The organism is Legionella oakridgensis ATCC 33761 = DSM 21215 (genome assembly GCF_000512355.1).
GTDB lineage: Bacteria > Pseudomonadota > Gammaproteobacteria > Legionellales > Legionellaceae > Legionella_A > Legionella_A oakridgensis.
Genome location: NZ_CP004006.1, coordinates 1,876,548 through 1,897,968 on the forward strand (window position 1 = coordinate 1,876,548; position 21,421 = coordinate 1,897,968).

Here is a 21,421-nt window from a genome sequence, read left to right on the forward strand (position 1 = left end):
AATCAAAATAAACCATTCTTTTTTATTTTAAAACAGAAGGCAGATTTTATTTTAATCATAGCAACGTTGATGAATTATTAATGCGGCCAGCCTTGGCGTACAACGTCAGCAAAAAACTCAGTGTATGGATTGGCTATGATTTTTTTCAATCAATTCATAATTCAGAAAGAATAAACCAGGCATTCTGGGGGCAGGCCCAAATTAAGATGATTGATTCAAACTCTATTAATTTGGTTTCACGCACCCGGCTTGAAAATAGATTGTCTACCTTAGGCCAAGGACAAGCCATACGACTTCGCGAACGTGGTTTTGTCGAATTGAAACTTTTTCCCAAGATAAAGCCACGCCCAATCCTTTATGATGAGATTTTTTTAAATCTTAACCATCCGGATTGGGTCTCAAAAAAAACCATTAGCCAAAATCGCGTGTTTTTAGGTATAAAGATATCACTATCTAAAACCACCGATCTCATCATTGGGTATTTGAGCCGTACGCAATACAATACGGAGGAGACGATTAAAGAAAATCTAGCCAATGTAATGTTTGAAGTAAGTTTTGACTAACTGCCTATTTAAATGAACCATGAACATATTGGAAACAAAACGCCTAATTTTACGCACTTGGGAAGACAAGGATTTGGACGCCATGACAGCCATCGATCAGGATCCAAAAGTTTGTCAATATTTGCCAGGAATCGGAAATCGTGAAGAAACCTCTGCAAGAATTCAACGTTGCATCAACCATTATCATGAAAAAGACTATACTTTGTATGCTGTTGAATTAAAAAACACGCATGACATGATTGGCTTTTTGGGTTTGATGACCCCTTCTTTTGAAGCCCATTTCACCCCGGCTGTTGAAATTGGCTGGCGACTGTCATCAAAGCAGTGGAATCAAGGCTATGCGACGGAAGGTGCCAAAGCAGTTCTCCATGACGCTTTTACAAGACTAAACCTTGATGAAATTGTCTCTTTCACAGTTGTTAATAACATGGCGTCTCGCAAAGTCATGGAAAAAATTGGTATGCATCATGATCCAAATGATGATTTTGATCATCCGAAACTTGATAAAAATAGCCCGCTGAGACGGCATGTGCTGTATCGCCTCACCAAAGCAGACTATTTCAAGAAGAATCCATCGCAGATGGAGGATTTAACCTACTAACTGATAGGATTGCTTAGCCAGGCAATCAAGTTATTTTAGAATAAGGAAATAAGCATGTTAAAAAAAGTAGCCTTTACCATGTATCCTGCTGAAAACATGGAGCGAGCCATTGCTTTTTATAAAAATAATCTAGGACTTATTCCAAATAAAATATCTGCAAATGGATGCTGGGTAGAATATGATTTGCCCAATGGTGGATGTTTTGCAATAACGACTTTGGCTGAAGGCGTTAAGCCAAGCGCTTTCAGCGGCGGAAGTATTGCCTTTGAAGTGGATGATCTTGATTTATTAATGTCGCAACTTAAAAAAAATGGAGTGGATTTTAAACTCGATGTTTTTTCTTCTCCAGTGTGCAGAATGGCAATTATTGTGGATTCTGAAGGAAATGCCGTTATTCTGCATGAACTCAAAAAATAACCTGCTCGTTAAGTACACGTGATGATAACCCTTGATTTACTCAAATCTCATCCTGACTGTATCCCAACACTCGCCAAAATCTGGTTTGATGTGCTTGGGAAAATCTGGCTCCCGGAAATCCCCATTAAACAAGTGGAACAGCGTTTTCATGAACACTTAAATGATGATATCGTCGTTGCGAACGTAGTGAAGCAAAGACAAGAATAACTTGTGGCTATTGCATTTATATACAAACAAAAAAATTGGTTTAATTTCATTCAACGCTCCAGGATGATGTAACCCGGGTTCGTGATTAGAATATTTCTTCTATAAGGAAACCAGTGACTTTTAAACAACATTGGGAAAAAACAAACCAACAGTTCCAACCGTCTGTTAATACGATTGCAACGATGATCAAATTGGCTTTTCCTGCTGAAAAACTTTCATCTTTTAAAATCATTTCTGGGGGTTGTGCCAATTTGAACATTCAAATTCAGTTAGCCTCCAGGCACAAGCCTCCTTTTATTTTGCGTATTTACTTACGTGACAAAGAAGCAGCCTATCGTGAACAAAAGCTGGGGTTACTTTTAAAACATACCATTCCTATCCCCCAGATTTATTTTATCGGCCATGATGAAAATTATCTGTTTGCAATAGCCGAATATCTTCCAGGTATAACTTTAAGAGACTTGCTGTTAACCCATCGGTCTTATGACTTAAGTGCCATCATGGTTGCCACAGGAAACCTGCTTGCTGAAATTCAATCTCATCAATTTTCAGCAGCCGGCTTTTTTGATAAAGAATTAAATGTTATTCAACCGACATCACAACATGGTTATATGGAATTTGCCCAACAATGTTTAAGGAATACCATGGTTATGGAAACATTAGGCCCTGAAATTCTAACCACCATCAGCCATTATCTCGAACGCTTCAACTTATTCTTTCCCGATGAAGGCGAGACACATTTGGTTCATGGCGACTACGATCCTGCCAATATTCTGGTTGCCAAAACCAACAACGAATGGCAAGTCTCCGGGATTTTAGATTGGGAATTTTCATTTGCCGGCTCCCCGCTTTTTGACGTCGCTAACATGCTGCGTTATGCCCACCACATGCCTAAAGAATTTGAAGATTCCTTTCTTCAGGGATTAACATCAAAATACAGGTTACCTGAACATTGGCGTACCACCATTCACCTGCTTAACTTGATGTCGCTACTGGATTGCCTTGCACGCTGCCCCAAAGGAGAACGTCCCAATCAATGCAAGGATATTCGTTTATTAATTGAACATATTATGAACCGAGTTACACCATAAATTCACGGCTTAATCTCACGATCATTACGGTGATAATAGCCGTTTATGCCATCCCTCTGAAACATAAGTATACTCAACAACATCCGATAATTCATCGGTACGATAGGCATAAAACACCATCCTCAAAGGCTTTATTCTAAAACCGCAGTAAAATTCATTCATGGGTAATGAAACTCCGCCATACTGCACGTCCCATTGCTTCTTTTTTCCTCGAGTATTTGCTTACTAGCAATGGGCTCAGCAGAAGTGGGGGCGTAACTATAAAATCTGACTTGTGCTTCTCGAGGATAACTTCGCCAATAATATTGATTTTTAGCACTACCCAGTGCCTTAACCGTCCCTTCAATCATGACTTGTCGTTGTAATAACTCAAACCAGAAAGTCATTGAAGCAACTGGGTTTTGGCTCAACTCAGTCACCTTCCTCGTTCCTTTTTGAGTGAAAAATAGCAATCCTTCAGGATTAATTTCACGGATAGCCACCACCCTGCTGTGAGGAACAGCTCCCTTGGTCGCCGTGCACAGAACAGCTTGTTGTGGATTAGGTGCCCCAGCATCACGCTCGTCTTGAAGCCATTGATTTAAAAGTTCAACAGGTTTTGTCATATAAAGCCGTTTTTATATGTTTTTAATAGGTGCATCAAAATGCCATGTCCAAACTCTGAGCCAAAACATGCGCATTTGCATCAAAAAACATGGTTTCATGATTGCCTGGTATTTTATAAACCGTTATGCGCCCCTGCACAAAAGGCTGCCAGCGATTGTATGGATCATCCATTTGAGCAAACGGTATCCACATTTCCGTCGCTTTAAATAACACGACATCCGCTTCTAAAACAGGTAACTGATAATTAAGCAACAGTGATTTTCTATAGTCTTCCAGCTGTTGCAAATGCTGCGTATGTTTCGCCATCAATCTCACGGAATCTTCCCGCTGACTCAGTAGATCCATGGTATTTTGTTCCATAAGTCTTTGCGGATATTCTGCCCAGCCATCCAATAAACCAAGAAATTCAATTCTTTTATGCGACTTTACTAACTGATGCGCCATTTCAAATGCCACTGTCGCACCAAAGGAAGCTCCCGCCAAACAATATCGCTCACCTGAATAAACACGAGCAATCTCTTGTAAATAATGACTCGCCATGGCTTGTAGCGTTTCAAAACGAAGATCATGGCCATCGATGCTGATGTCTTGAATACCGTAGATGGTATATTTACCATCGAGGTACTTTGCCAATTGCTTATACCAGAATACAGAGCCGCCGACAGGATGAACAAAAAATAGGGGGATGTCATAATTCCCGCTGGCAAGCTTAATCAGCGATGAAGGTTGTTTTTCCTTTCCCTTAACTTGCATAGCCTCGACTTTCTCAATAAGCTCAGCAATTTTGCTCGCAAATTTGGCAATGGTTGGGTATTCAAAAAGGTAATACAAGGGAATGTCCATGTGATAATCATTTTTTAATTCCGTCACAATCTGCAGGGCAAGCAAAGAATCGCCGCCAATATCAAAAAAATCATCATGAACAGCAATGTTGGTATTGTTAAATGCGTGTTGCCAAATACGCATCATTTTTTGTTCAAATTCATTAAGTTCTTCGGCAACATCATGATCAAAGGTCAAAAAATGACAGGGCTGTTTTGCAAGCGCCTCAAAATCAATTTTTTCATTTTCCTTTAATGGGATGCTATTGGTCATACAATACTCTTTCGGGATCATATACGCAGGCAAATAGGTCGATAAAAATGCTTTAACATCACTCATATTTAAGGTTTTATCATCAGCTACCAAATAAGCACGTAAGTATTTTTCTTTAAAATGACCTTTTTCCACCACGACAACCGCCTGATGAACAGATGGAATCTTAAGAAGCACGGATTCTATGCCTGCTAATTCAATACGGTACCCCTGGATTTTCACCTGATGATCGTTTCTTCCATAAAACTGTAAATTACCATCAGGAAGCCAGCCGACAAGATCCCCCGTTCGATAACATCGCTCCTCCTTGTGATGAAAAGAAACAACGACGAATTTTTCTCGAGTTAATTCGGGTTTACCGAAATAGCCGCACGTCACCTGTTCACCACCAATGTACAGCTCCCCCTTCATCCCTAATGGACATGGATTTTTGAATTTATCCAAAATATAACAAGTCGAATTAAAAGCAGGTCTTCCAATAGGCACAGACAATTCACGACCTAATATTTCCTTATGCACAAAATAAGACGTTGCCGAAACCGTCGTTTCCGTTGGACCGTATTCATTGACAATCTGATGGTTTGGGCAAAGCTCCAGCCATTGCAATACCTCCGGTGAATGCACCACATCCGCACCTAATAACAACACGTTTAAGTCAACAAGCTCTTTGACCGTCTCAGGGTAATTAAGCAACATTTCCATATAACCAGGTGTTAATTCTGTGTGGGTAATCTTATGTTTTTTTAAATGCTGTAAATACCATTGTGGATTTGTTTTTTCTTTCTCTTCACAAATGGCAATGCAGCCACCTGCCAGTAATGGTGCAATCGTGCAAGGAACCGATAAATCAAAGGCAATGGAGGAAGAAAAATCCATAATGGACGTGGCATTAAAATGAGTGGTTTCAATAAACCAATGACAGTAATTTAAAACATTTCTTTGAGAAACAGCCACGCCTTTCGGTACACCAGTGGTTCCCGAAGTAAACATGATATAGGCGAGTTTATCTTCTACCTGTGCGCAAGCTTCAGGCATGACGTGCACAGAAGTACTCTCCCGATTGGCTAACATAGCTTCCATGCTATACAACTTGATTGCTTTCTTAGCTTTAAAATGTGTCTCTAACTCCTCAAGATACCTATCAGAAGTGATGAGATGTTCAAGATTGGCTTCCTGAACAATCGTATCAATTTTTAATAATGGGTATTTTGTATCCAGCGGAACATACACGCAATCCGCCCGCAAAATGCCTAAAATAATGGCGAGCATTTCAACGCTTCTTTTGACGTGTATGCCAATGAGTGACTGGGAGTTTAAGCCAATCTCATGAATCGATGCTCTTACTTTCTCTGATTGCTCCAGCAACGCTGAATAGGAAACCGTGGTTTCTCCAAACACAATCGCTGGATGATGAGGCCTTAACATTACCTGTTTTTCAAATAATGCTGTAATGGAAATATCTGATAATGATCGTCGTTCACCCTGGGCTAACTCCGACAATAACGTATGTTTTTCTCGGGGTGTTAAAAAACAAAATTCATGGGATAATACATGCGGTTTATACAGTAAATGGCGCAGAATATTGCTTATATGCCCAGGCATATTGAGTAAAATTTCTCTGTTTTTATCCGGATAATAAGCATCATTGAGACGATGATAAATCCGAATCACCTGATGCATTGCATCATACTGAAAATAAAGGACGGTATTTTCAGGTAACTCAATGTTTGTTAACTCCCCTGTCATATTGATTAGGATGCGTGAATTTAAAACGCCCCCTTCTAGCTCAGGATACCGGGTCAAGACGTCCGTCAAAAAGATGGCATGTTTTTCCGCTTTCTCCCAGTTTTCCGCCGTATATTGAATCATTTTTTCTAACGAAGTTGCTGCCTGCCAATCAGCATGAAGCGGCAAAAAGGAAGAAAATAAATTACCAAATTGATTAGCCAGTTCTTTGTAATTTGTACATAAAACGGATACGGTTGTGTTTTCATAATCATTTAAACGATAGAGATAAATTAAAATAGCGCTTAAAAGGATGGTTTTTAGGGTGTCTCCATGGATGGAGGACAACATTTCATCCAGGTAAACGGCTGACTCAAGAGCCTCAAATGGTTCGCCTTTCTGAATTTCAATGGAAGAAAAGGTGGTGTGATCCGTTATCGCTTTTAATTGCCTAAGCCAGTAAGTTTCATTTTTTAATGCTTTACTATAAAAATCTTCAATCCTTGGCGATGATGGCAAAGCCATAAATTGAAAACCTTCAGTAATACCATATTGTTCAGCCATGTCCTCTATGGTTAAAGCCTTGCCTTCTTTTGAAAGAAAATGATTTATTTTTATAACCTGAGTAATAGTCGTTATATGAAAGGCATTTTCAACAATAGCAATCACTTTGCCAGGCACATGTTCATTTGCTGTAAACGATGAAATGTCAACGTGAGGAATAATGAAATAATCATTATTAATATAAATTTTTAAGGAACCCAGGTTATTATGGTAATGGCCAACCGTCAGCGAACGACTCATGCGCTCAATGTATTCTGCCGTGAAATTATCCCAATCAATAAAACCAGAATTTGGCAATACGCGGCTTCTACCAAAATAACTTCTTTTATCCAAGTCTTGTCTGCTATACGTTAAAGTATTTTGTTCCAGATCACCTAACAGTGCGGTAAAGGTTTGAATGGCCTGCTCATAACAACGAAGATTTAAGGTAAATGCTGTATCTTGTTCATGAATAGCAAAGGTTGTTTGTTTAACCACATCCCCGGCATCAATGTTCTCATCAACCACATGCCAAGTTACTCCATGCTCCCTTTCATTATTTAAAATAGCCCATGTGGTTGAATTAAGGCCTGCGTATTTCGGTAAAGGAGAATCATGATAATTTATCACACCTTTATCAGCCAGCGCGATAAATTCCTTGGGTAAAATACAACTGTTGACAACACTAAAAATATAATCCATGTTGGGTAACAAATCAGTATTCAGTTCCGTGATCTTGGAGACCCAATAAATACGGTTATCTCTTGCCCATTCCTGGATAGCTGCTACTGGAGATACAACAAGTTCTATTTTATGACTTCTTTTTAATAACAGATTCCCGCATTGAATAAGCAAGCTATCTTCGCCTATCAAACAACAAGTTAAAGCCATATTTTTCCTTTTCTTATATATAATTAAAGTTAAGACCTATTTTAATTTGATTGTTTTTAAGAAAAATAACTACGCAAAGTGCGGAAAGGATATCACATTTGAATGAATAATGATCGAGAGTGTTCTAATTTATATCATCCTTTACTCGGAGTGCTTGCTGATCAAATCTCTGAAGCACTTATCGTTTTAAATGAATCATTTCATGTGGTTATCTTTAATCAACACGCTGAATCATTATTGAATTATCCAGCTTCTCTAGCGATTGGGTCATTGTTTGATGAAGTTTGCTCCAAATCCAATATTGATTGCTTTATAAGCAAAGACCAATTAATCCAAAATAGAAAAGATACAATGTTTGAATTCTCTTCCTTGATTCACAAATTGCCAATCAAATGGCAATTACACACCGCGATCATCCATTCTCAATGGTTTTATTTAATGAAAACCATGCAATTAGAAGAAAAGTATCGCAATGAAACTTATCAGTTAGAAACGTTAATTGAAAACACTCCCTGCAATCTCTACTGGGTTGATAAACACTCAAAAATGATAGGCTGCAATCAAAATGTATTAACCATGTTAAACATGACGCGAGAAGAATTTCGCGGCAAGACCTATGAAGAATTATCCATGCTTTGTAATTGGCCGGAAGGTCTTGGTGATAAACTCAAACAAGACGATATGATGGTCATGCGTACTGGTATACCTATTATAGGAAAAGAAGATCCTCCAATGCCTCATGCGGATGGTAGCTGTTCAAATTTTCTGACAAGCCGAGTTCCTCTACGCAATCAAGAAGGTGACATTGTAGGAATTGCCGGCATTTCAATGGATATTACCGCTTTAAAAGAAGCCAGAGCAAAAGCCCAGGCAGCCAATCAAGCTAAAACTGAATTTATTGCCAACATGAGCCACGACATTCGCACCCCTTTAAGCGGCATCGTGGGCATGTCCGAATTATTAAAAGAAAGCGCAAAAAATCCAGAACAACAACAATATGCCGAATGGATAAATCAATGCGGTGAGCAATTACTGGATCTGCTTAATGGTATTTTAGACGTCGCCTCCGCTGATCATGTTAGTGAATATGATATTCATCGAGAAACGTTTGATCTAAAACAATGTCTGAATGATCTTATTCGACTCGAACGACCCTCAACGACATTAAAAGGATTACATTTACAATTGAACGTCGACGAAGAAGTGCCGCAATACCTCATCAGCGATCGCACCAAGCTTCATCGAATTTTATTAAACCTATTGGGCAATGCCATTAAATTTACGGATCAAGGCTCCATCACCATCGAAGTTAAGCTTCTTGCACTAAAAAAAGAACAAGCCCTCATCCATTTTGCAGTCATCGATACCGGCATTGGTATCCCCAAAGACCAGCAAGACAAGGTGTTTGACCGCTTTCATCGCGTCAATCCTTCTTATAAAGGCATTTATACCGGCCATGGCGTAGGCTTACACATTGCTCAAGCTTACACGCGCTTGCTGGGCAGTGAAATACAATTAACCAGCGAACTTGGCGTGGGAACCACGTTCTTTTTTGACTTGTGGCTGCCATTTAGCTCTAATAAAGACTTCATCCAATCATCCAATTCCAATCATACCAAACAAGAACATGGAAACGTTCTCAACACTCACTTCACCCAAGCAACGCAAGCGTCTATACCTCGGCTTTTATTGGTGGAAGACAACCACATCGCCCTTAAAATGCTTGAAAATTACGCCACCAAATGCAACTGCCAATTCCTATCCATCTCTGATGCCGAGCAGGCATTGCAATTAGTCCAGTCGCAAGAGTTTGATTTAGTCATCACAGACATTGGACTGCCAGGAATGTCAGGGGATGAACTGGCAAGAGAAATTCGCAGCCTGGAAAGCCACCACAAAAAACATCCCATGCCTGTCATCGGACTCACCGCACATGCCGATGGAGAAATCAAAGCCTCATGCCTTAAAGCCGGCATGAATGAGATCTTCAGCAAACCCATTAATCTTAATCAAATGCATGCCATTTTAAATACTTATTTGAGCTCTAAAAACTCCATCCCTACAGAAAAATCCGAAGTCACTGCAGATTCGTACGGCAAATTAGGACTTGATTTACCCGATACTGAAGAAGAGTTATTTACACTCGATAAATACCCCCTTCTTGATGTGGACAGTGCCATAAAAAGCATTGGTAATGAAGAAACCATGCATGATATTTTACAATTAATGATGTCTGAGGAAATACAACATGACATTAACCACCTTAAAAGCGCTCATGAACAAAAAGATTGGGAAACCATCGAAAAACTTGCCCATAAAATGAAAGGTGGCGCCGTCTACATTGGAACCGTTAAAATGAAATACGCCTGCCAATACCTAGAGCGCTATTATAAAGCAGGCCATCGCAAGCAACTGGAACTTCTTTATCAGCAACTCATCAACGTCGTCTACGCTACTCAACAATACATTAGCAACTGGCTTAAAAATTAACCATCAAGCCATAAGGTTCCCTTCTTAAGGTGTTTAGAAAAGCTTGATGTATTTTTCAGCTAAAATCTTATAATTGTAGAGTTCATGCACTGCAGATTGCCCTCGTAAACCCATGTTGTTTTTTTCTATCTCTGAAAGCTTGCTTATTTTTATAATAAGCTTTGCAATGGTTTCGCTGTCTTCTGCCCTGCATTGCAAACCACATCCCACTTTCTCTATGATGCTCTGCTCTTCTCCGCCTGATTCTATAATTGGCTTTGCAGCCATCATATAATCAAACAATTTGTTTGGACTGACACCGTAACGATAAATATCAACCTCGTTCCAGCCCAAATACAACGCATCCATGTGCTTTAGAAAGGCAGGAACTTCAGGTTTTTTGATGGCTGGCAAAAAAGTTATATTAGTCAATCCAAGCTGCACTACTTGTTGATTCAATTCATTTTTTAAATGACCATCGCCCACCAAAACACAATGAATGGATGAGTTTGTCCGACTAATCAATGCCATGGCTTGAATAAGATATTGTAAGGCATTGGGTTTACCCATAGCACCTGCATACCCTAATAAAAATTTTCCTTGCACTTTCAAGGATTGCAACCATTGCTCCAAGTCTTGGGACAGCGAGCATTCATTCTGGAATTCCTGTATGTTTGTGCCGTTCGGTATCACTTGAAAACGGTCATACGTCAAACCACGGGTTTTCATATAAGAAAACGCTTCTTGCAAGACAGAAACCACACAGTCCGCGTTCCGATATGCCCGACGTTCTATGCTTGCCAACCACAAAATTAAAGGATTCCAACGTGGCATATTTAACAACTGTTGCAAGGAAAGAGGCCATAAATCACGCACTTCAAAGATTAATTTTGCTTTAAATTGTCTTGAATATTTTTCCAATATTCGATAGTGAAATGGATGAGCGGAAGACACGATAATGACATGAGGTTTTCCAGTTAATGAAACCAAATCGCCTACGTGTTTCTTAAAACGCGAGGCGTATCCCAGCATATTTTGCACACGTCCAATGCCATTACCTACATAGTGGTTTACTTTTAAAGTAATGAAAGGAACACCATCCACCATCTCCAGGTGCACTGGTTCTTTTACATCTTGTGTAGAATGGAGTAAATGATGATAGCTTGCTCCAATAATATAGGCCTGATGGCCAAGCTGACAAAACTCCCGGGTTAAATAATAAGGACGATAAGACATGCCCCGCGAAGGTGCCCCAGCATAATGATGACAATACCAAATTACTTTAGACTCTGTTTTTCCCATCTCTTGCAAATATCTTAAATATTATTCCTATTTTACCATTTATGCGTAAAAAAGAATTTATTTTCGAAAGTGAACACGTTGGCTTTTTTGAAAAATTGACGGATAAACTGTCTTTACGAGCCTTTATATGGGACTTAGAAAACGTACCGCACTAACTTTTTGAAGTTAGTTAGGAGCATTAGCGAAGCAATGGTCTAGTTTGGAATTGCAATTTTGAAAATCAGTCTAAATTGCTTCACTTCGTATGCAAAGATGGCATTTTTGGTTCTTTTTAAAAAAGGCCAACGTCTAGGAAAAGCAGGCTGTGAAATGATGTCTGCTTGGGCAATAATGACCAATTTTTTGCCATTTACGGAGACAATGGCTAACAAGTTATTGACTGCGCTGTCTGTATAAAATACTATCGTATCATTTTCATGCTCCTGGGATATAGCTGTGTATAAAGGAAAAAGCATTTGCGTGGTCGTTCCTGCCTATAATGAAGAAACTCAAATTGGTAAAGTCATTGAAACCATGCCAGGTTTTGTCGATAAAATTGTCATTATAGATGATTGCAGCAAGGATAAAACCGTTGAAGTTGTCAAAGAGTATCAAAAAACTCACGAAAGAATCGTTCTTCTTCAACATGAAGTCAATCAAGGTGTTGGCGGAGGCATTGCTACAGGTTATAAATGGGCACGGGATAATCACATTGATGTGGCAGCCGTCATGGCCGGTGACGCACAAATGGATCCAGCCGATCTGCCAGCCATTCTTGATCCCGTTGTTGAAGATAAAGCTGATTATTCAAAGGGAAATCGTCTTACTTCCGGAGAAGCCTATAAAAAAATCCCTAAAATACGTTATTTTGGCAACTCCATTTTAACGCTTTTAACCAAAATCGCTTCTGGTTATTGGCATATCACCGATTCACAAACTGGCTACACCGCCATTAACAAAAAAGCACTGGCACAAATTGATTGGGACAGCATGTACAAGCGCTATGGACAACCGAATGACTTGCTGGTGCGCTTAAATGTTTACAATTTTCGTGTGAAAGATGTCATCATTAAACCCGTTTATAATGTCGGTGAAAAATCAGGTATAAAAGTCCGAAAAGTAGTATTTTCTATCAGCTGGTTGCTCTTAAAGCTCTTCTTTTGGCGCCTTAAGGAAAAATACATCATCCGAGATTTCCATCCGTTGGTGTTTTTCTATTTTCTTGGTTTCTTTCTCTTTTTCATAAGCTTGGCTTTCATGGTAAGAATTTTTGACGTCTGGATCGTTTCGGGTTATATCCCAAGACTGGCGGCGTTAGCTTTTGTATTTTCTTCCATTATGAGCGCTCAAACGTGTTTATTTGCCATGTGGATGGATTCGGATTACAACCGCGATTTAGTCGCTTGATCCAGGGCACGTAGGTACTTGGTATGACGTTTGAATATAGAGACATTTGATGGATTTTACTCTAAGCATTTACGAACATTTATTGCGGAAAATACAGGAAACGCAACATGCCACTTGCACAGTAAGGCAGTTTATGAGCAATCAACCTGCTTCTTCTGCAAAGAAAATTGTTTTACGGCATGATGTGGATAGAAGGCCAAAAAATGCACTTAACATGGCTAAACTTGAGGCAAATTTAGGAATTCAGTCCACCTATTATTTTCGCCATATGCCACAAACGTTTAAACCCAAAATCATCCTTGAAATTGCCGCCATGGGACATGAAATAGGGTATCATTATGAGACGCTTGCCAAAGCCAAAGGAAACTCTGAAAAAGCCTATCATATTTTTAAGCGAGAGCTGGATAACTTTAGACAACTTTCAGAAGTAAATACCATCTGCATGCATGGTCGTCCACTATCGCCCTGGGACAATAGGGATCTTTGGAAAACTTATGATTATACAAGTCTAGGAATTATTGGCGAACCTTACTTATCGATTGATTATAAAAATATTTTATATTTAACCGATACGGGACGGCGCTGGGATGGTGAAAAATATAATTTACGCGATAAAGTCAATCAGCAGGAGCGTTCCGAATCGTTTAGCAAAACTCGGGACATCATAAACTTCTTACAACATAACCAACAAACGGTTATATTGCAAACTCATCCCGAGCGCTGGGCTTATTCTCCCGCCAGTTTTTTGATTTCCTACGGATCAGACCAATTGACCAATGTGGTAAAACGCATTCTTAAAAAAATTAGATAACAAGCAATGTTAGAACCTGTCTTCAGAGTCGCCAAGTTGAAACCAAAAACTTACATAGTTAAACAATAAGGACAAGTTCTTTTAGCTTAAGCGTTGATAAACTTGGGTTAATACCCTTGCCTCCTCTTCCCAGCTAAACTCAGCCAACACTGCTTTTCTGCCATTTTGTCCTTTTTTATAGGCCTCCTCAACATTCGTTAACAGATAAGCAATAGCCTTAGTAATCGACTCTACATCCTCTGGATCGACTGTTATTCCACAATCATACTTTTGGATAATAGCTTCCCACTCGGGAAAATTCGAGGCAATAATAGGAAGGCCAGAAGCCATGTATTCAAAGAACTTTAACGGGTAACTGCTTATAAACGTTTTTGTAGGATGTAAAATAACCAAGCCAATCTTGCTAGCATTCAACACCTTGCTGACTTCAGGAAATGGCAGCCAGGAAAGATATTCAATGTGCTTATTAAATTTTATATATTTTTCTTCCATGTCTGCCGACATTTTACCAACTAACATCAATGAAGCTTTTGTTTCCATATTCAATTGACTCACTGCCGCCACCATTTCTTTTAAGCCACGATGTTCATTCATATTGCCAATATAAACCAACTCCTTGTCTCGCTTATCATAATCTGAAAAACTAAAATCCTGAGCATTTATTCTTGGAAAATTTCTTACCAGACTTACCTTTTTAGCAGGAAATTTTTTAGCAATGGTAGGCGTCACCGTGATGATAGCATCGAAACAATAACCGGCTATTTTTTCAGACAACCGGGCTGCCTGAGCTAATAAAATACGTAACATCTTTGGAATATGCTTTTTAAGCAAAATGTCTTGCGGCACATCTTCATGAACATCATAAATGACTTTTTTACCCATTATTTTTAATATCAATCCTGTAAAAATCAGTTCAGGATCATGAAAATGATAAATACAACTCTTTTGCTGAATGGCCTTAAGTAGAGTTTTTAACTGATATAAGGTTGCTCGATGAATGCGATTTTTGGGAAAGCCTAACGCAATTATGTCGATGTTATTTTCACAAGAATTTTCATCCCCAGGCGCGAGCAAACTTACTTGAAAGTTCGCATCAGCAAGGCTCTTGCATTCTTTATAATAAATACGTGGATCTCTGGCGCTGTGTACGGTTGTTATATGAACAATTTTTTCTGGCATAGTTATCGAATATTTTGTCCAACCCCATCATCCATATGTGGCTGGATTAAGTTTTACATTAATTTTACCAACCTTAACAAAGCGTGGTTTTAAGTAATAAATCCGCAGCTGATAGTTTGCTAAATCCGAATTAAAATTAATGTATTTTTAAAAAGTTCAGCGGGTAAATTAATATCAACGGTTTGATAGTGATCCGTTAAATTTATGGCTTCTTTAAATAAATGATAAGACTGACCTTGAATTGAATTCGCCAACACTTCAATAACCGCTTGTCCTTTTCCTTTAATAGCAAAATGAAATTCTTTCTTTACATCGTTTTCTTGATAGGGCAGAAGGGGACTATGGATCACATAGGGAATGCTGGCATCCGGAGTAATGTTTAATTCAACCTCTGAGCCTTCCATGCTTCTTACCTGCCAATTATCCACAAAATTAAGATGAACGGACCTAAAACCCAGCACTTTTTTCAAACGATCAAAATAAGTCCGTACAGGATTAGGACTGGTAACACGCCAACCTTGTGTAATTAATTCAATTTTCTTTTGCTCATTTGGGTCGATGGGCTTATGTGAATAATGAATTTGTCGAATTCCAATGTTTTGAAGATTGATCCAACCTTGGCCATCCAAAACAAATACCAATCGATACTGACTGGCAAGAGACGACGATTGAAATTGAACCTGTTTATTTTTGCTTTCATTGCCATAACTGATGGTATGCCATATTTTTTGCAAACCCAGATACCCGTCTTTGGTGTATTCGGCTAGATAAACCATGACATTCCCATACCCTCGCATACGAACATTTAACTGATAAGTTTGTTCTGGCTCAAGAACAATGTCGCCTGTGGTTTGCCGGCTTAAATAACGATTAAACGCTTCACTAATAATTTTGTAGGAATTACCTGAAAAAAGCGCCGTTTGACTATGACTCGGAGACGTATTACACAGTACTACCCCGTCATAAACGTCTTTCGCTATGCCATTGCCTCGCTTATTCCACGATGCAGCCCAATTCATTAACTGACGATCTTTATTGCGTTGCGAAAAGTCAGGATTGGTGAGTTGCAACTCCGTTGCAGAATACGATAATGGGTTATCATAAAGTTTGTATAACCTGGAGCTTCCATTTTGATAAACAAGCTCGGAAAACGCAGGATCTCCAATCAATTCTCCAAGGTAAGATTGATCAATGTAAGATAATGGATGGTTCGGTACTGCCAGGTAATTAATTCCTAAATCCATCAACGCTTGATGGGCTTGAGATTTATCTTTTGCCGTATAAACTGGCAGCATTTTGCGATCGGTGTGGTAGACATAGCGATGGTTGGCATAATAAGCTGCTTCTGCATTTCTAAAAGACAATAATACTGAATCTGGCGATGTATTCTTACTAAAATAGGCAAGCAGATTATAAGTTTCCTGAACATGCTTGGCTTTCGCCATATTGCTATTAAATAATGTAGTCAAAGACAATTTGTAATCAAATACATTATTAATCGGAAATGAAAGTGCCATAAAAAAAATCAACGAAGAACCAAGCAACGGCAAAATATTCTGGTATTTAATTTGAATTTTTTCGCAGCATTTTAATAGCCCCCATGCTCCGAGTATAGCAACAAAAGGTTGTACACTCATCATGTATCGGCCGCTAGCAATAAAATTATCATCCTTTATAAGGATGGATAAAACCACCATGCCAAAAAAACAAAGCACCGTTAAGACGGAAACAGCAAATACTCCCTCCGTATAATCTTTACTGGAAATGCCATCTTTTATGAGTAAATAAATATGATGTTTGCGAATAAACAATAAGGACAAAATCAATATTGAATAGCTAACACCAAAATACAAGGTATTAGAAAACAGGCTAAAAAAGCCATTAACCCATTTTTGGGCATTGGTGTAAATGCCGTTTATAAGTTCATAGATTTCATAAAAATGCAGGCTTGGCACCGAGCGCACAATTGTACCATCATGAATGATGTACCCTATTGCATGAAAACTAATGGCGTAGCGTACTACTACAAACAACAATCCAATGAATGTAATTAAGATTAACCGTTTACATGTCGTAAAAAAATGCTCACGTGAGAAAAAAAGATAAATAAACCAAAAAATAGGGATAGCCAGAATTCCTATGGAATGACTAAATAAGCACAACCCCAGCAATAAACCTGCGGGTAAAATAATTTGCCATTTTTCCCAGAAGGGAAGCTCACGCAAAAACATGAAAAAAGTAAAAAATGTATAAATTCTTAAGGCATCAATTTGATGACGTATGACCCCATTAAGCAATAAAGGAGTTGCAATGAACAATAACCCGGCCAAATACGCCAGGCGTCTATTTGCATGCGAAAGAACAGCAATAATTAGGGTAAAAATACAAAACGCATAAAATGGAGAAACGATTTTAATTAAGCCAAAATGTTGGGCCGTGCCTTGAATTAGATAAGACCAAATAAAAATTCCAACATACCCTAATGGATGCGTAAATGGTGCAATAAAACCACCAAATTGTGTCCCATCCAATATTGGATACATGCGTGCTGAATGCTGCCCATACATGATTTTTGCCAACATAGAGTATTCAAGAGCATCATTTTCGGAATACGGTAAGAAGATGGCTAAAATAAAGCTACAAGCAATCAACACAAGTCCAAGCATTAAAATAAAAAAAGCCGGCTTATCTTGACTACAATAGGTTCTAATATTTGCAAATACATCTTTTATGATCAGAGGAAAATCATAAAGCTGTTTTCTTAATAAAATAAAAGGCACGAAAAATATCGTATTGATGAATGCCATGTAAAACCAGTTTGCATGGCCTGGAAAAGCAAGAAAGAGCATCACAGTCAACCAGGAAATACTGATTGGCCCTACTCCCAGGCTGTATGCAAGCATCCGTTTTTTACTGTCTCCTTGCGCATTCAACAACTGGCAAAACAGTTGGTAAATAACCAATGAGGAAATACCATAAGTAAAAATAAGTTGAGCAAGAACAAAAATAAGGGGATAGGTATGAAAGCTCATGCATCTTTCCTTGGTTATCAGGCTTGCCAGTAATTCACCCAAAGGCTATGTAGAACCAATTGCCAAGCTCCCAATTAGCTTCGGATCTCTAACGAAGCATCTTCTGTTTTGAATGCCAAACGGCTCATCGAGACTTCTTGGGAATATGTTCGGGCAGCCCGCAAGTTTATCAAAAAGAAAACCCCATAAGCAATAACCATATTGATTGAAAATAACACTAAGGTCATTTCCGGCGTTGGCTTTGGAGTCAGGAAATAACCGGGAATAAATGAACTAATGAGTAAAACAATTAAAAATAAACTCCAGGCCAACGCTTGTCCCTGTTTTTTCAATAAAACAAGATTTTGCGACGTGGATAAAACGGCAAAACGAATTAATAACATAACAGACATAATTTGTGCGTAAATCCCCGCCTGATACCATTGTTCACCAAAGACTAACTTAAAAATTGGACCAGCAAATAAGGCGATGCACAACAATGGAAGAGCACCAAGTAAAATAAGATTTCTTGTTAATTTGACGTAGAATACACTCAATCCTTTAGGATTTTCATGCAATATTTTTCCACCTTTATTAAGATATACTTGACCTATAGATAAACTGACTAAATCAAGAGGGCTGTATACCGCTTGCATGGCTAGCGCAAACCAGGCCGCTATCTGAGTGTCGTAAATGCTGGAAACTAAAACGACCGGCATGTAATTAGCAATGCTTAGCAATAAAATGGCAAGGCTAGAATGCAGCATAAACGCCTTATTTTGCCGAAAAATAATCGTTGCTCTACCCAATCGGACAAACAAGCTCGCAATAAATCGCCTATCAACGATTTTTATTAGTAAGTACACTAGGGAGGAAAGCCAGCTGACTATGGCGCCTAAAATAAGATAAATGGGTTTAGGTGATAAGAAGCCAAATACAATCTGAACAACAATTAAGAAAGGTACCTGAATAAAATTAGCCATTCCAACCACGGTGAATCGGCTTTTTCTAATGGTCCAGTATAATAAACCATTGCGTATTCCTATAATAATAATGCCTGCTGGAATAAGCCACAAATATCCGTTTAATGCTTCCATTCTCAATGAATGCATCATGAAGGATGAAAAAAAATAGGTAATAATCGCAACGAGGCCTCCCATAAAAACCACGATTAAAAGACAAGTTGCCAGTATATTTTTAGCATCCGAATCTTTTTTGGGGAGATTAATCAGCAATTCACTGCGTAACCCAATCACCTGATTTAAGGTGTACATAATGGACGTGTATATTGCATATACCCCGAAAATGGCAGGAATATATAAGCGACTAATGACCGGAATACTTGCAAACATAAGAATCTGCGACGCAACCACCCAGCCGACCACATTAGAAGAGCTGTGAAAAAATCCTTCTTTTTGCGACAATAATTCCAGAATTTTATTTTTTAAGGATCTATAAATTCTTCCAACCACAACTCAATTCCTACCAATTGCCATAAAGTGTAGTCATCGCAACGTTTTTTATCAAAGTGAGCAGCGACTGCACGTACGGCGTGGGGATGAAAAATAGTACGCTTCGACAATAAATCCAGTTTCTCTCGCACTAAATCCTTTAAGACATGACGAATCCAAAAATCCATAGGCAAATCAAATCCTTTTTTCTTCATCGTTAAAGAAGAAGAATCAATGTATTTTTTGGCAACTTCTCGCAAAATGTATTTGCCGACTTTTCCTCGCATTTTATATTGGGATGGTATTTTAAACGCTGTCTCAACCACATGATGATCAAGAAATGGAAAGCGTCCTTCAATAGAGTATTTCATCGTAAATTGATCAACTCGATAGACATGATGATTACCGATGTAATTCATCATATACATGTAACACATGGCCTCAATAAAATCGCTAAACTGCACATTGGGTGGCACATATAACTCTCTTAACTTCTCCAATGAACGAAGATGTTTAACCGATTCATCAATAAACAATCTGTTTTTTTCAAATGAGGACATATTATTCAACAACGCTCCATGAAGATCAGCGTTGCTTTTCACATAAGATAAGTCCAAAGCCCGTCGCCACCGGGGATGATAGAAGCTTACAATTTTTAAAAAAGGCAGTAAGAGTTTTAGTAAATTATATTGTTTTGCCAATTGGAAAGTTTTATAGCCAGCAAATAATTCGTCTCCCCCTAGTCCATTCAGTATCACTTTTATTCCATGACTGGCAACTAATTTGGAAATAATCAAATTGGGTGACAATGAAAAGAATGGCTCTTCATAGGCTTTAACACAGCCATTGATTTCATCTAATATTGCCTCAGGCTTTTGCATATGAACAATGTGTTCCATATCATACATAGCAGCCGTTGCACGCGCTTCATCCACTTCATTCAAATAAGCCGCCTGTTCACCTTCAAAACCAAGGGTGAATGCTTTGATGTGGGGGTGATGCTTGGAAGCAATTGCAGAAATGGTCGTAGAATCGATTCCGCCACTCATGAAAGTACCCACTGGTACGTCACTGTGAAGTTGATATTTTACGGAGCGAGTTAGTGCCTCATCCAAAAGCTCCACCGCCTTTTGTTCAGATAAAGCGTGATCTTGCGCATTAACTGGAATCTGCCAATAGGATTGTTTCACCATTTGACCATTAGCAATATTTATCTTCAACCAATGGCTTTGCTCCAAAGCAAAAACATCCTTAAAAGAGGTCAAAGGCCTTGGGGCAACCCCATAACTCATGGCATGATATAAGCCTTCAAGATTCACTTCCGGTTTATAAAGTCCGGACGCAATCAAAGTTTTGACATCAGAGGCAAAAATAAAACGATTATTTTGAATGGTGTAATAAAAAGGCTTGATTCCAATCCTGTCACGGGCACAAAATAAGGTTTTTTCCTCAAGATCGAGAATGGCAAAAGCAAACATGCCATTGAATTTTTCTAAGGCAGCCTCCCCCCAAAGAGCATATGCATGTAAAATGACTTCCGTATCACTTTGGCCAATTAGGCGAACTCCATGCTGTATTAATTCCTGTGCAATCTCCTGATAATTAAATACCTCGCCATTATAAATAATCCAGTAACGGCCATCGGCGATAGACATGGGCTGATGTCCGGTTGGTTTAAGATCAATAATGGAAAGACGGCGATGAGCTAAAAAAATATCTCCTTTTTCGGAGTATAAATTCTCAATATCTGTCCGCGGACGATATTGCTCAGGAATTTCATCAATATTAGCGGTCGTTGCTCCGGATGCTATTTTTAAAGGCAGCTGACCAGATAAACCCAGCAAATACCCTTCATCATCCGGACCTCGATGAATCATGGCATTTGCCATTCTATGAATGGATTGTGCACCATGAAAAGCGTTTTGATTAAAGCTAATGATACCGGCAATTCCACACATGTGATTCTTAGTAAACTGATGAAGGGGCTTGATTGTAAACAATGTCCAGTCATTCTGCAAACCACCTCATACCATGCTTGTTTCAATAAAAATCACATGCTACGATTGCACCTTG

17 protein-coding genes are annotated in these 21,421 nt (G+C 38.8%); 8 read left to right on the top strand and 9 right to left on the bottom strand.

Annotation, left to right across the window (positions count from 1 at the left end):
* Positions 1 to 14 precede the first annotated feature (14 nt).
* From LOA_RS09210 to LOA_RS09230, 5 genes are all read left to right on the top strand, one after another.
* Positions 15 to 563 (top strand): DUF2490 domain-containing protein, encoded by a 549-nt coding sequence (locus LOA_RS09210; protein WP_081726643.1) that lies wholly within the window; start codon positions 15 to 17, stop codon positions 561 to 563.
* A 19-nt stretch (positions 564 to 582) separates the two neighbouring features.
* Positions 583 to 1,164, top strand: a complete 582-nt coding sequence (locus tag LOA_RS09215; RefSeq protein WP_025386080.1) for a GNAT family N-acetyltransferase — start codon at positions 583 to 585, stop codon at positions 1,162 to 1,164.
* A gap of 54 nt (positions 1,165 to 1,218) precedes the next feature.
* On the top strand, positions 1,219 to 1,581 hold the full coding sequence (locus LOA_RS09220; RefSeq protein WP_025386081.1) for a VOC family protein: 363 nt from the start codon (positions 1,219 to 1,221) through the stop codon (positions 1,579 to 1,581).
* Positions 1,582 to 1,599: 18 nt separating this feature from the next.
* On the top strand, positions 1,600 to 1,788 hold the full coding sequence (locus LOA_RS09225; protein ID WP_147370122.1) for a hypothetical protein: 189 nt from the start codon (positions 1,600 to 1,602) through the stop codon (positions 1,786 to 1,788).
* Positions 1,789 to 1,901: 113 nt separating this feature from the next.
* The gene (locus LOA_RS09230; protein WP_025386082.1) at positions 1,902 to 2,879 is read left to right on the top strand and encodes a phosphotransferase family protein; all 978 of its coding nucleotides are present in this window, start codon (positions 1,902 to 1,904) and stop codon (positions 2,877 to 2,879) included.
* Positions 2,880 to 2,903: 24 nt separating this feature from the next.
* Here the strand turns inward: LOA_RS09230 and LOA_RS15405 are convergent, their stop codons facing one another.
* From LOA_RS15405 to LOA_RS09240, 3 genes are read right to left on the bottom strand one after another with little or no spacing between them, the layout of a single operon-like run.
* Positions 2,904 to 3,041 carry a pyridoxine 5'-phosphate oxidase C-terminal domain-containing protein gene (locus LOA_RS15405; RefSeq protein ID WP_238551211.1) on the bottom strand — a complete coding sequence of 46 codons (138 nt, stop codon included), beginning with the start codon at positions 3,039 to 3,041 and terminating at the stop codon, positions 2,904 to 2,906.
* Positions 3,038 to 3,484 carry a pyridoxamine 5'-phosphate oxidase family protein gene (locus LOA_RS09235; protein ID WP_238551212.1) on the bottom strand — a complete coding sequence of 149 codons (447 nt, stop codon included), beginning with the start codon at positions 3,482 to 3,484 and terminating at the stop codon, positions 3,038 to 3,040. Before LOA_RS09235 ends, LOA_RS15405 begins: the two co-directional genes overlap by 4 nt.
* 34 nt (positions 3,485 to 3,518) lie before the next feature.
* A complete protein-coding gene (locus tag LOA_RS09240) occupies positions 3,519 to 7,739 on the bottom strand; it encodes an amino acid adenylation domain-containing protein (protein WP_025386083.1) in 4,221 nt (1,406 codons plus the stop codon).
* A 102-nt stretch (positions 7,740 to 7,841) separates the two neighbouring features.
* On the opposite strand from LOA_RS09240, the gene LOA_RS09245 reads away from it, so the two are divergent.
* Positions 7,842 to 10,229, top strand: coding sequence for a PAS domain-containing sensor histidine kinase (locus tag LOA_RS09245; RefSeq protein WP_025386084.1), 2,388 nt, complete (start codon positions 7,842 to 7,844; stop codon positions 10,227 to 10,229).
* A 33-nt stretch (positions 10,230 to 10,262) separates the two neighbouring features.
* Here LOA_RS09245 and LOA_RS09250 read toward each other — a convergent pair whose 3' ends face one another.
* Positions 10,263 to 11,510 carry a glycosyltransferase family 4 protein gene (locus LOA_RS09250; RefSeq protein ID WP_025386085.1) on the bottom strand — a complete coding sequence of 416 codons (1,248 nt, stop codon included), beginning with the start codon at positions 11,508 to 11,510 and terminating at the stop codon, positions 10,263 to 10,265.
* Between the two features lie 194 nt (positions 11,511 to 11,704).
* The gene (locus tag LOA_RS09255) at positions 11,705 to 11,965 is read right to left on the bottom strand and encodes a hypothetical protein (RefSeq protein ID WP_025386086.1); all 261 of its coding nucleotides are present in this window, start codon (positions 11,963 to 11,965) and stop codon (positions 11,705 to 11,707) included.
* Between LOA_RS09255 and LOA_RS09260 the strand changes: the two genes are divergently transcribed.
* Together LOA_RS09260 and LOA_RS09265 are read left to right on the top strand one after the other, a co-directional pair.
* A complete protein-coding gene (locus tag LOA_RS09260; RefSeq protein WP_025386087.1) occupies positions 11,946 to 12,896 on the top strand; it encodes a glycosyltransferase family 2 protein in 951 nt (316 codons plus the stop codon). The genes LOA_RS09255 and LOA_RS09260 overlap by 20 nt on opposite strands.
* A 49-nt stretch (positions 12,897 to 12,945) precedes the next feature.
* Entirely contained in the window at positions 12,946 to 13,707 is a 762-nt protein-coding gene (locus LOA_RS09265) for a polysaccharide deacetylase family protein (RefSeq protein WP_035894973.1), read from the top strand.
* A gap of 81 nt (positions 13,708 to 13,788) precedes the next feature.
* Here LOA_RS09265 and LOA_RS09270 read toward each other — a convergent pair whose 3' ends face one another.
* From LOA_RS09270 to asnB, 4 genes are all read right to left on the bottom strand, one after another.
* Complete coding sequence (locus tag LOA_RS09270; RefSeq protein WP_025386089.1) at positions 13,789 to 14,886, bottom strand: glycosyltransferase family 4 protein; 1,098 nt, start codon at positions 14,884 to 14,886, stop codon at positions 13,789 to 13,791.
* Between the two features lie 119 nt (positions 14,887 to 15,005).
* Entirely contained in the window at positions 15,006 to 17,918 is a 2,913-nt protein-coding gene (locus LOA_RS09275) for a hypothetical protein (protein WP_025386090.1), read from the bottom strand.
* 74 nt (positions 17,919 to 17,992) lie between these two features.
* Positions 17,993 to 19,369 carry a lipopolysaccharide biosynthesis protein gene (locus LOA_RS09280; protein WP_025386091.1) on the bottom strand — a complete coding sequence of 459 codons (1,377 nt, stop codon included), beginning with the start codon at positions 19,367 to 19,369 and terminating at the stop codon, positions 17,993 to 17,995.
* On the bottom strand, positions 19,342 to 21,306 hold the full coding sequence (gene asnB / locus LOA_RS09285) for an asparagine synthase (glutamine-hydrolyzing) (protein ID WP_025386092.1): 1,965 nt from the start codon (positions 21,304 to 21,306) through the stop codon (positions 19,342 to 19,344). The genes LOA_RS09280 and asnB overlap by 28 nt, the downstream gene beginning before the upstream one ends.
* Positions 21,307 to 21,421: the final 115 nt, after the last annotated feature.